General features: G+C 37.7%; 10 protein-coding genes. 2 read left to right on the top strand and 8 right to left on the bottom strand.

Going from position 1 to position 14,175, the window contains the following annotated elements:
* Window positions 1-30: 30 nt before the first annotated feature.
* On the bottom strand, window positions 31-1,452 hold the full coding sequence (locus tag DBR39_RS00880; RefSeq protein ID WP_228447732.1) for a sugar MFS transporter: 1,422 nt from the start codon (window positions 1,450-1,452) through the stop codon (window positions 31-33).
* A gap of 439 nt (window positions 1,453-1,891) precedes the next feature.
* On the opposite strand from DBR39_RS00880, the gene DBR39_RS00875 reads away from it, so the two are divergent.
* A complete protein-coding gene (locus DBR39_RS00875; protein WP_124530438.1) occupies window positions 1,892-4,186 on the top strand; it encodes a polyribonucleotide nucleotidyltransferase in 2,295 nt (764 codons plus the stop codon).
* Between the two features lie 303 nt (window positions 4,187-4,489).
* On the opposite strand, the gene DBR39_RS00870 is transcribed toward DBR39_RS00875, so the two are convergent.
* From DBR39_RS00870 to DBR39_RS00845, 6 genes are all read right to left on the bottom strand, one after another.
* Window positions 4,490-6,904, bottom strand: coding sequence for a TonB-dependent receptor (locus DBR39_RS00870; protein ID WP_124530437.1), 2,415 nt, complete (start codon window positions 6,902-6,904; stop codon window positions 4,490-4,492).
* 5 nt (window positions 6,905-6,909) lie between these two features.
* A complete protein-coding gene (locus DBR39_RS00865) occupies window positions 6,910-7,350 on the bottom strand; it encodes a MarR family winged helix-turn-helix transcriptional regulator (protein ID WP_124530436.1) in 441 nt (146 codons plus the stop codon).
* 119 nt (window positions 7,351-7,469) lie between these two features.
* Window positions 7,470-10,694: an ABC transporter permease/M1 family aminopeptidase gene (locus DBR39_RS00860; protein ID WP_124530435.1), complete on the bottom strand. Its 3,225-nt coding sequence runs from the start codon at window positions 10,692-10,694 to the stop codon at window positions 7,470-7,472.
* 2 nt (window positions 10,695-10,696) lie between these two features.
* Window positions 10,697-11,569, bottom strand: coding sequence for an ABC transporter ATP-binding protein (locus tag DBR39_RS00855; RefSeq protein WP_124530434.1), 873 nt, complete (start codon window positions 11,567-11,569; stop codon window positions 10,697-10,699).
* Between the two features lie 171 nt (window positions 11,570-11,740).
* Complete coding sequence (locus DBR39_RS00850; RefSeq protein ID WP_002980904.1) at window positions 11,741-11,944, bottom strand: helix-turn-helix domain-containing protein; 204 nt, start codon at window positions 11,942-11,944, stop codon at window positions 11,741-11,743.
* A gap of 1 nt (window position 11,945) precedes the next feature.
* Entirely contained in the window at window positions 11,946-12,461 is a 516-nt protein-coding gene (locus tag DBR39_RS00845) for a DUF2975 domain-containing protein (RefSeq protein ID WP_124530433.1), read from the bottom strand.
* 167 nt (window positions 12,462-12,628) lie between these two features.
* Here DBR39_RS00845 and DBR39_RS00840 point away from each other — a divergent pair, with 167 nt between their 5' ends.
* Window positions 12,629-12,970 (top strand): TfoX/Sxy family protein, encoded by a 342-nt coding sequence (locus DBR39_RS00840; protein ID WP_124530432.1) that lies wholly within the window; start codon window positions 12,629-12,631, stop codon window positions 12,968-12,970.
* A gap of 112 nt (window positions 12,971-13,082) precedes the next feature.
* On the opposite strand, the gene DBR39_RS00835 is transcribed toward DBR39_RS00840, so the two are convergent.
* Window positions 13,083-14,174 (bottom strand): DNA polymerase beta superfamily protein, encoded by a 1,092-nt coding sequence (locus DBR39_RS00835; protein WP_124530431.1) that lies wholly within the window; start codon window positions 14,172-14,174, stop codon window positions 13,083-13,085.
* Window position 14,175: the final 1 nt, after the last annotated feature.

The raw sequence follows: 14,175 nt of genomic DNA, 5'->3' as shown, positions 1-14,175 counted from the left end.
TCCGCTTTGTATATTTTAATCTAATATAGTTTAATGCCCTGATTTGGCTTCCGTGCTTTCCACATGACCGAGATATTTGGTACAGTAAGCACCAAAGATCAGAATAACCAGATAACAGAATACAGGAATGATAAATGAATGCTGTACTCCAAACTGGTCCGCAAGATATCCCTGGAAAATAGGAACGATAGCCCCTCCTAAAATCGCCATTACCACTAAGGAAGATCCCTGGCTGGTATATTTCCCCAGTCCTGAAATCGCTAATGTATAAATATTCGAGAACATAATGGAGTTGAAAATCCCAATTCCCAGAATACTGTACATCGCCAGTTCTCCTTGATTTACCATAGCAGAAATCAATAATACAACATTGACAGCTGCAAAGATTGACAGCGTTCTCGCCGGAGCTGATTTACCAATGAAAAAGGCAATGAAATTAAGAACTATGAATACAAGGAAAAAGCTGATCTGAGCAAAGGTAAGATTCACAATACTGAAGATCACAAGGAAAACAGCTCCTGCTGCACCCAGCATATAAAGAGCCTTTTTACTCTGGCTTAAAGATTGGTTTAAAGAGATGGCTCCAAGAAAACGCCCGATCATGGCCCCACCCCAGTAAAGAGAAAGATAATTCTTACTGATGATTTCATTAAAGCCCATAATCTGAGGCTGCTCAAGGAAACTGATGATAAAACTTCCCACAGCAACTTCTCCACCCACATAGCAGAACATCGCAAATACTCCGAATTTCAGATGGCTGAACTCAAGAGCTCCCCAGCCTTTTACCACTTCCTCTTCACCCATCTGGAATGACGGAAGCTTCACTCTGGAAATCAATAAAGCGACCAATAAAAGAATACCTGCAAAAATTAAGTAAGGAATTCTTGTTGCTACTGCACTGAATGATCCGTCCGGAGAAGAGAAAAATTCAAAAATAAGGTGACCTCCCAACACCGGAGCAATGGTTGTTCCGAATGCATTGAACGCCTGGGTCATATTCAGTCGGCTGGATGCGGATTCTTCACTTCCCAGTAATGAAACATAGGCATTGGCGGTAATCTGCAGTACCGTAAAGCCAAGTCCTAAAATAAACAAAGCCCCCAAAAACAAAGGATAATAAGAAAAAGTAGCTGCCGGGTAAAATAGAACACAGCCAAAAGCGGCAAGGAAAATTCCGAACAGGATTCCTTTTTTATACCCTAATTTATTGATGGGATCTCCTTTCGTAATAGAAATCAGAAAATAAATCAGGGATCCAATAAAGTAAGCTCCGAAAAAACAGAACTGTACCAGCATGGACTCGAAAAAGGTAAGATTGAAAAGTTGCTTCAGATAGGGGATCAGGATGTCATTCATACAGGTGATGAATCCCCACATAAAAAACAGCAGGGTGATGGTAATCAACGGAACCGTATAATTCCTGCTTTGCGGTTGTACTTCTTTATTAGTCATAAACATTTATTTATCTGTATAAGGATAGGCCCTTAACTTTTTTCCTACAGCATTGTAATTGGTGAAGTAGGGCAAATATAGGAATCCGCCTATATTTTTGCAATAATTTTAATTGTTTTTATAATGAAATGGATATCTTTTTTCTAATCAGATTGTTATTTTCACTTTTTGAGACAATAATACAAAAACAAGAGGATTTTTCCATGCATTATTTTTAAAAAAACACTTTTTTATTTTCACGAATAATGAATAAGTTGAGATTACTGATACACATTTTTGAATCTTTCATCAATTGATAGCCAATTTTTTGTATTTTCAGAGCCTATTAATGCAATTGAAAAATTTAATATATCATTATTATATAGTACCTTTGCACACGAAATTTAAAGAGTTTAAATATTAATTCATACTCAATACGGAGTATTAAGAAGACAAATTTATGAGTATACCTCAAGCGTTTACAGAGCTGATTACTCTTGCTGATGGCAGAGAAATCACTATTGAAACAGGGAAGTTGGCCAAGCAGGCTGATGGATCTGTGGTAGTAAAAATGGGTGGAACAATGCTTTTAGCAACTGTTGTAGCCAATAAAGAAGCAAATCCTGGTGTAGATTTTTTACCATTAACAGTAGATTATAGAGAAAAATTCTATGCAGGTGGAAGAATTCCTGGAAACTTCTTCCGTAGAGAAGCAAGACCTTCAGATCAGGAAATTTTAACAATGAGATTAGTAGACAGAGTATTACGTCCGCTTTTTCCTGAAGATTTCCACGCTGAAGTACAGGTAATGATTTCTTTAATTTCTTATGACGGAGAAACGATTCCTGATGATTTAGCAGGTTTAGCAGCTTCTGCAGCTATTGCAATTACTGATATTCCTTTCAATGGACCAATGTCTGAGGTAAGAGTAGTAAGATTTGACGGACAACTTTCTATCAATCCTAGCTACGAAGAACTGAAAAATTCTGAATTGGATATTATGGTTGGAGCTACTAAAGATTCAATCGTAATGGTAGAAGGAGAGATGAAGGAGATTTCTGAGCAGGAAATGTTAGAAGCGATCATCTTCGGTCATGCTGAAATTAAAAAGCAGATTGAAGCTCAGGAGAGATTAGCAGAAAAAGTAGGTAAGGCTTTCCCAAAAAGAGAGTACTCTCACGAAAACCACGACGAAGAAATTCGTGCAAAAGTTTGGAAAGAGACTTACGATAAAGTATATGAAGTAGCAAGAACTCCTTCTGGTAAAGAAGAGAGAGGAGAAAAATTCAAAGCACTTCGTGAAGAATTTTTAGCTCAATATGCTGAAGATGCAGAAGAATTGGAAAGAGTAACTCCTTTCGTAAAAGTATATTATCATGATGTAGAGAAAGAAGCGATGCGTCAGATGATCCTTGAAGACAATATCCGTCTTGACGGTCGTGATCCTCAGACGATCCGTCCAATCTGGTCAGAAATTGACTACCTTCCGGGAGCTCACGGTTCTGCAGTGTTTACAAGAGGTGAAACTCAGTCTTTAACAGCGGTAACTTTAGGTTCTGTGAAAGATGCAAACATGGTAGACAGTGTTATTTCTCAACACGACGAAAAATTCTTCTTACATTATAACTTCCCTCCTTTCTCAACAGGTGAAGCAAGACCTTTAAGAGGTACTTCAAGAAGAGAAGTAGGACACGGGAACCTTGCTCAAAGAGCATTACAGGCAGTTATTCCTGAAGAAAATCCATATACCATCAGAATTGTTTCTGATATCCTAGAATCAAACGGTTCGTCTTCAATGGCAACAGTTTGTGCAGGAACATTAGCATTAATGGATGCTGGGGTAAAGATTACAAAACCTGTTTCCGGTATTGCAATGGGATTGATCACGGATACAAAATCTGGTAAATTCACTGTACTTTCTGACATCTTAGGAGATGAAGATCACCTGGGAGATATGGACTTCAAAGTAACAGGGACTGCAGACGGTATCACTGCTTGTCAGATGGATATCAAAATTCAGGGTCTTTCTATGGATATCATGGAAAAAGCTTTGATGCAGGCTAGAGATGGAAGATTACACATCTTAAATAAAATCACTGAAACTATTTCTGAACCAAGAGCAGATGTGAAACCTCACGCTCCTAAAATGGTCGTAATGGAGATCTCTAAAGACTTCATTGGTGCTGTAATCGGACCTGGAGGAAAAATCATTCAGCAGATGCAGAAAGATACTGATACAGTGATTGCTATTGAAGAAGTAGGAGAGATCGGACGTATCGAAATTGCAGGAAAAGACAGAGAGAAAATCAATGCTGCTGTTGCAAAAATTAACGAAATTACTTTCGTACCGGTTGTAGGCGAAGTTTACAACGGAAAAGTTGTGAAAGTAATGGATTTCGGTGCTTTTGTTGCTATTGCTAAAGGTACTGAAGGACTTCTTCACATTTCTGAAATTGAGTGGGCTCGTCTAGACAAAGTTCCATATGCAGAAGGTGACGAAGTAGAAGTGAAGTTCATGGGTTACGATGACCGTAAGAAAATGAAACTTTCCCGTAAAGTTCTTTTACCAAGACCTGCAAGACCAGAAGGACAAAATAGACCAGAAGGACAAGGAAGACCAGAAGGTCAAAGAAGACCGGAAGGACAAGGAAGACCTGAGGGACAGAGAAGACCAGAAGGACAAAGAAGACCTGAAGGAGAAAAGCCACAAGGAGAAAACCAAGTGGAAAACGAAACACCTTCTAACGAAGCTTAATAAGATTCATTCTTAGATATAAAAAATCCCTCAATTTGAGGGATTTTTGCTTTTTAGGTCATAAAGTTGGAGAACGCAAAGGCGCAAAAAGAATAATATAGTTTTGATTAAGGCGCAAGAAAATCGAAGATTTTCAGCAAGCAAATTGCTTTTTTTCATTTGCTTTACTTGATAGATCACCGAGAGATTAAAATAAAGTATCGTTAGCAGTACTCAATTTTATCGAAGATAAAATCCTTGCGCTCTAAATCCAACATTTTATTCCTCTTTCTTCGCGCCTTTGTGTTTTCCAACTTATTATAACTAGCTTCCGATTCTCTGTTTAAGATCCTCAGCACCTCCTGTTTTTCTGGGCTGTCCGTTTTTAGAAGAACCAAAATTATAAGTATAGGAGATTGTAGCGACACGCGTATCTCTTTTTACCGCAAAGTTTTCTATATAATCATTATAAACAGTCTGTCCTTTGATGTTGCTGGTAAAGAAAATATCTGTGAAAGAGAGCTTCAGTACACTGTTGTTTTTAAATTTTTTCTGTGCACCAATATTCAAATACCAGTTAGGGCTCACATTCAGATAGGCATAGACTTCTCTGGCTTTATAATTTCCGGTAAGTTCAGCGGAGAAACCATTTCCTAGTTTAAAGGAATTAATACTGTTGATGCTAAAGGTAAAATTCCCCTGGTTATTGATCTGGGTTCCGGAAACATTTCCAGTGTATGAACCATAGTAGAAATTGGCGCTGTTGTTCATCTCCCACCATGGGGTCACTTTTACCGGAGCGATCAGGTTTAGCCCAAAATAAGAAGCAGAACTTAGGTTTTCAATCGTCTGTACGGTTACAATCTGCCCGTTTTCTATGACGGGTTTTAAGATGTCTGTAATGTTGTCAGAAGTCTTGCTGTAGCTTAATGTGGCGAAATATTTATTACTAAGACTATATGTCAATTCATAATTCATCGTGATCTGCGGATTCAGGTCTGGGTTTCCGGCCTTTAACGTGGTAGGATCAAGATAGAACTTAAAAGGATTCAGCTGATTGTAGCTTGGTCTTGTAATCCTTCTGCTGAAATTGACTTCCAGGTTACTTTTATCTGTAAGGTCATAGGAAAAAACAGCACTTGGAAATAGCTGGGTATAATTTCTTTTGTTGACCTGGTTGGTTGTAATCTGGGTACCTTTGACGTTTGTGTTTTCAAGTCTCAGCCCTGCGTTAGCTTTAAACTTCTCCCATTTTTTAGAGACATTTCCGTAGACTGCATTGATGTTTTCTTCGTAAATGAAATGATTGGTTTTAGAAAGATCGGGAATGGAAACTCCTGAGCTTGCATTGAAGAATTTTAGATCATTGTCCGTCTTTACAAAACTTGTTTTAACGCCGCTTTCCAGTTTCCAGTCGTTCTTTAAGTTTTTCGTCAGATCAGACTTTAAAGAATAAATATTCAATTTTCCGTCCATATCCCCTTTGATGATGTCAAGATTGTTCATACCGCTGGCGATTTCATGAGTACTGGTATCAAAACTTTGTAAAGAAGAATTCGTGTAATTGATATAGTCAAAATCGGTTGATATTTCAGAACCTAAAGAATCTATCGTATATTTATGATTAAGATTAAATGAAAGATTGGTCCAGCGGTCATTTGATCTGTTGACGGTTGTGAAAGAGCTTTCAGGAAGATGATTGCTGCCCAGGGTCACGTTAGAATTATCTCCGTTGATATTGAACTTGTTTGAAACCAGCCCTACAGAAAAGCCAAGCACATTTTTATCATTCAGATAATAATCCATTCCTGCTTTGGCAATATGGCTGTTGAATTTGAATTTCAAATAATTGTCCTGTACATATGCTTTTTTGAAATTGTTGGCTTCATAGAAATTTCTGTCCAGTACCAGACCGTTGTAGGCTTCCCTGTAAGCAAAGCTGTAATTGCCAAAAATATTGACTTTCTTATTCCTGTGGTTAATGCTGAAACTATTGTTGTTTTTCACATATTTACCCGTGCCCAGAGAAGTGGAAATACTTCCGTTGGTTCCCTTTCTCTGTTCTTTTTTTAGTTTGATATTGATAATAGCAGATCCCGATGCATCATATCTGGAAGAAGGATTCGTTATGAATTCTATCTTTTCAATGGTAGAAGATGGTATTCCTTTAAGATAATTGGCAAGATCAGATCCGGTCATAGGTGTATTTTTACCATCAATCTGAACCAGGAGATTTCCCTTTCCACGGAGACTGATATTATCGTTGTTGTCTATATTGACTCCCGGAGCTTTCTCCAGTACTTCAAACGCAGAATTTCCAGTGCTGGCAATACTGTTTTCAACATTCATGATCATTTTTCCGTCTTGCCTTTCAATGAGAGGCTTGGTTTTGGTGATCGTTACCCCTTCAATAGATTTTACATTCAGGTCAATAGAAGACAGTACAGTGTTTTTTGCCAACACAATGTTTTCAGAATGATAGACTTCAGAACCGTTTTTATTGATCTTTAATTGATAGGTTCCTTCTTTTAAATCATTGAAATTGAATTTACCATTGTCATCAGCAATCTCTGTTTTGATTAATTTCTGATTGGTATCGAAGAGGTTGATCTCCATCTGCTCTGCTTTGCCGGAATTGATGCTTCCGGACAATGATAAGCTTTGCAATGTCTGTGCAGAAAGCATACTGCTGAAAAAAATCAGCAGCCAGACAAAAATAAATGTAAATATTCTGATCATCGTATTTATTTTTTAGGATTAAGACAGTTTTCTGAAATTTTCAGCAAAGCAGAATACATGACTTCCATTTCATCCTTACTAACCCCCTCCAAAGCCGTTTCACGGTTTTTCTCCACAATATTCTGAACCTCTCTGATCACCTTTACTCCGGAATCTGTTACTTCCAGATTGGTTTTCCTGCGGTCTTCGGAATGAATATGTCTTGTGATGTATTCTGATTTTACCATTAAATCAATAATTCTGGTGACAGAAGCATTGTCCTTGAAAACAAGATCACCAATTTCATTCTGAGTAATTCCCGGGTTTTCCAGAATCGCTTTGATGATAAGCCATTGATCAATCGTAATCGTAAAACCATGGGCTTTCAGCTGACGCTGGGCATAGTTTCTATAAGCTCTGATCGCTTTGTCTATATTGTAGAATATAATTGAATTTAACTTTTCCATATTTTCAGATTTAAAATGATGTATCAATTATTGATATATCAACTAATTAGTAAATCATCATTTTATTTTGTTACAACTCCTGAAAAATATTTTCAAAAAAAATAAAAACTATTGATCTCTTACTTTGATTTTGCCCTTACAGAAGAGTTTTTTTTGCCATTAGTAACAGTTATATTGTCTATGGTTTTGAACAATCTGTCAATCTCTTTTCTGGCTGAAGCATCAGGAGTAGCTTTGTAAAACTCATTGATCAGATCTAGTGAAGTAGGTTTCTTTGGATATTGATTATTGTTGAGAAAGCTTTTTAATGCTGTATTGAGTCTGCTTTCGCCCATCACATGACTCAATTGTACCATGGCCATTGCTCCTTTTGAATAAGAAATATGAGGGGCATCTCCGGTCGCTTTATAGATCGGAACATTTTCGGACAAACCTTTTTCATTGTCGTAGATCTGCTGATGCACTTTGATTCTCTCTATCATTTTTTCTCTGCCGTGCATCTGTTTGTAAAGCATCATTTCCGTATACATAGCCAGTGTTTCGGTAAGCATTACAGAACCTTCTCTGTCATCAGGGTTGATCTGGCTGTTTCCCCACCAAAGGTGTGAAAGCTCATGTCCGGCCAATTCATTGATGACATCCTGCTTCTTATCCGCCTGGATATTGGCATGGAAAACCATATCTTCAGGCATAAAGATGGCAGAAGGATAGGCCGTGGCAGCAAAACCTTTGGTAAAAGAAGAGATCTCTGCAAAATTGATCGTTTTAAAAGGATAGTGCCCGAAATTCTGCTGACAGTAATCTAGAGTAAGTTTGGCATTTTCAAGAAGATGATTAACATTTTCATTGTGCTTTTGATGATAAAAGATATTGATGGTAATTCCTTTATAATTAGTGCTTTTTAACTCATATTCTGCTGATGAAACGGCAAACCGGAAAGGGATCTGGTCTGCTTTATATTCAAAATAATGACGGCCGGATGATGACCATTTTTTTATTAAATCTCCCGTTCCTATCGCTGTCTGGCCCTTTTCAGTGGAAATAATCATACTCAGATTGATAAAATCCTTTTTTGAAACTTCAGGAGCTTCCGGTTTCTTCAGTTCTGTGAGTTTTCCAAGCTTGAATTGGCTTCGCTGTTTTTCATCCTGAATTTCATAATCCTTTTGGTAACCGATGGATGGATAATATCTGCTGATTCTCATAAAAGATCCGTCTGCAATAATGGCATTAAAGGATTGATGACCGTTTACTGCGAACCATTGATAAGACAATGTGAAATCAAGGAAAGCCGTTTTACCGGGTAGGAGAGGCTGTTTTAATGAAACTTCCGTGACGTTTTGATGAATTTTTATCGTTTCAGTTCCTGATGTCATTACAGCAGATTCCAGTTGTAAATCATCATTAAAATTGATCAGAATTTTGTTGATGGATTGGTCTGTTTGATTTTTAAGGGTATATTTTCCAACGATCTGATAAGCGTTTTCCGAAGGATAAAGTTTAATTTCTGTGGTAACGTCAGAAATATCAGGTTGTGGAAGAGCTTCATATTTCCGGTAGTTCTTTTCATATTCTACGGAGCTTAAAATAGCCTGCTCTTTATCTTTAGGAACATATCCTTTCATAAACAATTTTCCGGCAAAGATTCCTGAAATTAATAGAATTATACTGAAGCAAGATGCAATTACAGGGACTTTTTTAATTTTTATAATACTGTTAGATACCCACAAAATACTGATGATACCCACTCCGAAGAGAAGTCTTTGGGCAAAAGCCTTTTCATAGATTCCATAGCCGTTAAAATCACTGTAAGTTCCTTTAAAATCTGAAAATATTCTGAAAAGAGGATAAGAAATCAATTTCCCGGAAACCGGTCCTGACAATACAAACACTGCGAGAATGGAAAATCCAAGGGCAATGAATTTATGAGGAATCCTATCATTAATCAAAAGGATCAATCCGGAAAACAGGATCAAAGGGAAAGTATTGAAAAGGAAAACACCGAGATACGCATTCCAGTCGATATGAAAATACTGATAAGCCGCCTGGAAAATAATGCCCTGAATAATTAAAATTCCGGTAAAGAAAAACAACAGAAAACTGATTGAAATAAAATGTCCGGTTAACCGGTTTTTTGAGAAAAAAGTGCTGTTTTCAATCAGAAAAAGCCCGGAAGATTGGCTTCTCCAGTAGACATCGTTCAGAAAATAAGCTGAAATAAGCAATCCAAGAAGATGAAAGTTTTCTGAGATCGTTACAGCCATAAGTCCTGAACCTGCATACTTCTGCGGAAGACGGATTCCCTTTTCAATTTCGGCATACATTTCCATCCCGACACAAAATAACAAAAGGATGGATACAGCAGGAACAGCAACGCTCTTAAACAGGTATGTAAGGTCAGTTTTTGTAAAAGAGAGTACAGACCGGAAAGAGTTCAACCGATTAAAGCTTGGAGTAACTGTGGAGTATTCTGAAGAAATTGTTTCAGATAATATATGAACGTTTCCTACTGTTTTTACTTTCTTCCCGGAGGTGTTTGAAAAAGAAAATAATCTTAGCGAAAAGAAAATAATTCCCACTGATATAAAGAAAAACAGAAGCCTGTTGAACAACAGATATCCTGTAAAAGGAACCATCTGAATGTTTTTTTGATGCGAACTAAGATCACGAGCCTGCATGAAATAAGCAGATAGACCAAAAGGATCAATGAAAGCTGAAAACTGCTGTGTTTCCAATGACTGAGGCAGACTTCCCGCCATAAAAGGAGAGTTGGAAAACAGCAAAATAATCATATAGAGGACATACAGAAGCAGCCCGCCCACTACAACCAACAATTTTCTTTTTACAATAACAGCAATGAGAAACAGAAAACTGCAGACAAACAAACTGTTGATAAAACCGAAAAGTAATAATGGATAGAGGTAATGGATGATATGAAAACTTTCCTGCATTTCAGTTCCGGTACGCATCATCTGGCCTATGAGAAATCCAGTCATTAAGAAAGAAAAACTTACAAATGTCTGTAGGAAATAAGTGATAAATTTCCCTTTCAGATAAGTGGATTTTGAAAATGGAAATGAAAATAGAATGCTGTCAAATTTTGAATCATGATCTTTAAACAACAGCTGTAAGGCATACACAGTGGCAAAAAAAATCACGGCAAGGCTCAGCATTCCGGTCATAAAACCGATGGTGTAGGGTGAGTTTAAATAAATTCCTTCTCCTACCGAAAGATTAAACTGGTTCCCGCAAAAAATGCCGATCCCTACTAAGAGTAAGGCCACAAGATAGGTGAGCCAGTGCTGGGTGCTGCGTCTGGCTTCGAATAAAAATAGAGTGTTCATGATTAAGGTTTTTGGGTGAGTGTATGGAAGTAAACGTGTTCCAGTAAAGGCGTTACGGAACTAAAGTCTTTGGGAGATTCTTCAGAAAATATGGTAATGTGAAGTTCTCTTTCGAGAAGTTGTCGGCTGATGATCTCATTGCTGGAACTATAAGTCTCCAGTTCGTTTTTGTCAATAGGTTTTGACCAGATTCTGTTTTCCAGTTCAGCAATCAGTTTTCCGGGATTTCCTTTTCTGAGAATCTGCCCATGATTCATTACTGCCATTTCCGAACAGAGATTTCGGACATCTTCAACGAGATGGGTAGACAAAATGACGATAACATCCTGGCTGATATCGTTGAGCAGCGTATTGAAGCGGTTGCGTTCCTCAGGATCCAATCCTGCGGTAGGTTCATCTACAATGATGATTTTCGGATCCCCCAATAACGCCTGGGCAACGCCAAAACGCTGTTTCATTCCTCCTGAAAAAGTATGAACTTCTTTTTTAGCGAAATCAGAAAGGTTGACCTTTTCCAGCAGGCTCAGAATTTGATTTTTACGCTTGTTTTTATCGGTAATGCCTTTCAATACAGCAATATGTTCCAATAGATCATAGGCTGAGACTTTCGGATATACGCCGAAATCCTGAGGGAGAAATCCCAGATTCTGCTTGATATAATCAGGATTTTTAATAATATCCACTTCATTGAAAAACAGTGTTCCTGACGTGGGTTTCTGAAGTCCTACAATGGTTTTCATCAGAGACGATTTTCCGGCTCCGTTGGGTCCAAGCAGCCCAAACATTCCGTTTTTAATGTCCAGTGAAATGTCTTTAATAGCCTGGAAACCATTTTTGTAGGTGAGGCTAAGATTGCTGATTGATAATGTATTCATAGTGTTGTGTTTAGGGAATAGAAGGACAGGCGGCCTTTCGGCAGCTGATTTAGAAGTTAGAAGTTAGAAGTTAGAAGTTAGTGGCTGGAAGATAGAGGCTAGAAGTTAGAAGTGAAATTTTACACTCCCACTCTCAAACACTCTTACTCTCAAACTCACTCACACGCCCAGCTACTCTTTAAATTCAAGAATATCTCCCGGCTGGCATTCCAGGATTTTGCAGATGGCTTCCAGAGTATCAAAACGAACTCCTTTGGCTTTTCCGGTTTTAAGGATAGAGAGGTTGACAGGGGTGATACCTAGTTTTTCGGCCAATTCTTTACTCTGCATTTTTCGTTTGGCAAGCATCACATCTAAGTTGACTATAATTGGCATTTTAAATAAATAGGTCTTGTTCGTTTTGCAAATGTAGTCCTTGCTTAAAGATATTCGCAAGAAACAAACAGAAAATTCCAAGCATAAAGTGAATAAACACCAGTCCCCATATCATACTTTCTACTTCCACAGAGAAACTCGCGATAATCACTAATGGAAGCGGGATGAAAATATTATACAGGTAAAATCTCTTAAGCTGAATGATATTCTCCTGAGTAAACAGTTTCTGCTGGAAAAATACTTTGAAAACCCTGGCAGACAGCCAGAAAAAAATTCCATAAGTAATAAGCACCAACATAAACGAGAAGATCATATAGGGATAATTGTTTTCGATATTCAGAAACGGCTGTTCTGTAAACGGATAATTGATATGAAGGAACTGTCCTTCTTTATAAGGCGTAACTGAAAATCCGGTGATAAGACAGAACAGAGAATACACAAAAGTGATCAGATATCCGACCGAAAGTATGGAGCAGATATAAAATAAAATCCTTGAAATAATTTTGGTCTGGTTCATGGCATGAATAATAATTGATATTGCAAATGTATAATTAATTATCGTAAAACAATAATTAATTTAAATAAAATTTTATTTTTCAAAATAAGAATCTATTAATTAAACGGAAGAAATAGTGTGATAATCACAGTTTTTAGTTAATTTTAAATAACATAAAAATTGAAATCATGGCTTATAGCACTGAACTTGCCGACCGGGTACGTGAACGGCTTTCAATAGTAGAAAATATTGAGGTCGAAGAGAAGAAAATGTTCAGCGGACTGTCTTTTTTGGTGAACGGAAAGATGTGTATCAACATCAGTCATGACAATCTGATGTGCCGTTATGATCCTGAATTGGAAGATGAGGTTTCGGAAAAGAAGGGATTTCTGCCGATGATCATGAAAGGGAAACAGCTTACAGGGTATTGTTATGTAGAACCCATTGGTTTTAAAAAAGCTGATGATTTTGAATACTGGATCAAGATCTGTCTGGATTATAATCCGGTGGCAAAGGTGTCGAAGAGGTGAGTTGTTGGGTTTGAGAGTGAGAGAGTGAGAGAGTTTGAGCGTAAGAGTGTTTTAGAGTGGGAGAGTTTGAGAGTCAGAGAGTGGAAGTGCTGGAATTGATCAATACTGCCACTCATAACTCATCATTATTGTACAGTTTTTCCCTTATCTCAATCAGGATTTTTGTGGTTTTTTCTAAATCCGGAGCATCAGGAAGATTTGACTTGGAATAATGATTTTCTACAGATTGTATCAGGTTTTCTGCCTTTTCCATAACACTTTCATAAGACCGGTTTCCTTCTTTGATATCTAACAGTTCGTCGCGGTTTTCTACGCGGATCGTCAGTGAATTGGTTTTAAAAATCTGTTCACAGGACTGCAGCAGCCGGATGGTATGCATCATATTTTTGCTGTCATAATTTTGTCCGTGGGGCTGATTGACGTTATAGCGGTCTTCATTGCGCTCAGCAACCCATTTCCAGTATTCCCTGTAATCTTTACAGTAAACAGAGTAGGCATCCAGATTGCAAAACAGATAAGCAGTCGGTTTTTCATCTTTGGGAACAGAGGATACGGAAACCTGATTCGCTTCTTCATTTTGAATAATACCTTTATATCCCAATGTTCCCGCTTCATCATAAAATAAAGCATACATTCCCTTGGTATGATCAATACCCATCAATCCGCATTTTTCCTGCAAAAGACCATTTCCCCCGCCAGTGGAAGGGAATTCATGCAGCCACTTTTTCAACGGTACAGAACCCTGACCATCAAGAATAAAACAGAAATCCAGAATCGATTTTCTTTCTTTATCAATAGGATTTAAGATCTTTTTGTTGAGACCTTTTGCTTTTTTAATCTGTGATACAGCATAACCTGCAAAGGTATCTTTACATAATTTTGACAGGAAATCTTCAGGTTTCAGCAGATCCATCAAGGGATGTTTGTACAGGATACTGTCTTCCGGACTTGCCAGAATTTCCAGAATATTAGGATTGTTTTTCTGCAGTAATTCTATAAACCTCCCGATTTCATAATACGTAATATCATTCGTTTCATTGGAAATCTGCGGAATATAATTCAGTCCAAAGAAATCTTCCTTCGGCAGATAATACACCCCACGGATATCCGTATCAGAATTCTCCGTTGCCAGCCCAAAAGCCCGGCTTCCGGAAATAGCTTCGAAGAGGAGGAGGTTTTGGTTTTTTAAGTCTTGGATGGTCATA

The sequence above is a fragment of the Chryseobacterium sp. KBW03 genome (assembly GCF_003852415.1).
Taxonomy (GTDB): domain Bacteria; phylum Bacteroidota; class Bacteroidia; order Flavobacteriales; family Weeksellaceae; genus Chryseobacterium; species Chryseobacterium viscerum.
This window is presented reverse-complemented; position numbering and strand designations above follow the sequence as displayed.

What these genes read in the sequence shown, in the direction of transcription:
- DBR39_RS00880 (WP_228447732.1), bottom strand. Translation starts at nt 1,452, where the DNA reads ATGACTAATAAAGAAGTACAACCGCAAAGCAGGAATTATACGGTTCCG.
- DBR39_RS00875 (WP_124530438.1), top strand. Translation starts at nt 1,892, where the DNA reads ATGAGTATACCTCAAGCGTTTACAGAGCTGATTACTCTTGCTGATGGC.
- DBR39_RS00870 (WP_124530437.1), bottom strand. Translation starts at nt 6,904, where the DNA reads ATGATCAGAATATTTACATTTATTTTTGTCTGGCTGCTGATTTTTTTC.
- DBR39_RS00865 (WP_124530436.1), bottom strand. Translation starts at nt 7,350, where the DNA reads ATGGAAAAGTTAAATTCAATTATATTCTACAATATAGACAAAGCGATC.
- DBR39_RS00860 (WP_124530435.1), bottom strand. Translation starts at nt 10,694, where the DNA reads ATGAACACTCTATTTTTATTCGAAGCCAGACGCAGCACCCAGCACTGG.
- DBR39_RS00855 (WP_124530434.1), bottom strand. Translation starts at nt 11,569, where the DNA reads ATGAATACATTATCAATCAGCAATCTTAGCCTCACCTACAAAAATGGT.
- DBR39_RS00850 (WP_002980904.1), bottom strand. Translation starts at nt 11,944, where the DNA reads ATGCCAATTATAGTCAACTTAGATGTGATGCTTGCCAAACGAAAAATG.
- DBR39_RS00845 (WP_124530433.1), bottom strand. Translation starts at nt 12,461, where the DNA reads ATGAACCAGACCAAAATTATTTCAAGGATTTTATTTTATATCTGCTCC.
- DBR39_RS00840 (WP_124530432.1), top strand. Translation starts at nt 12,629, where the DNA reads ATGGCTTATAGCACTGAACTTGCCGACCGGGTACGTGAACGGCTTTCA.
- DBR39_RS00835 (WP_124530431.1), bottom strand. Translation starts at nt 14,174, where the DNA reads ATGACCATCCAAGACTTAAAAAACCAAAACCTCCTCCTCTTCGAAGCT.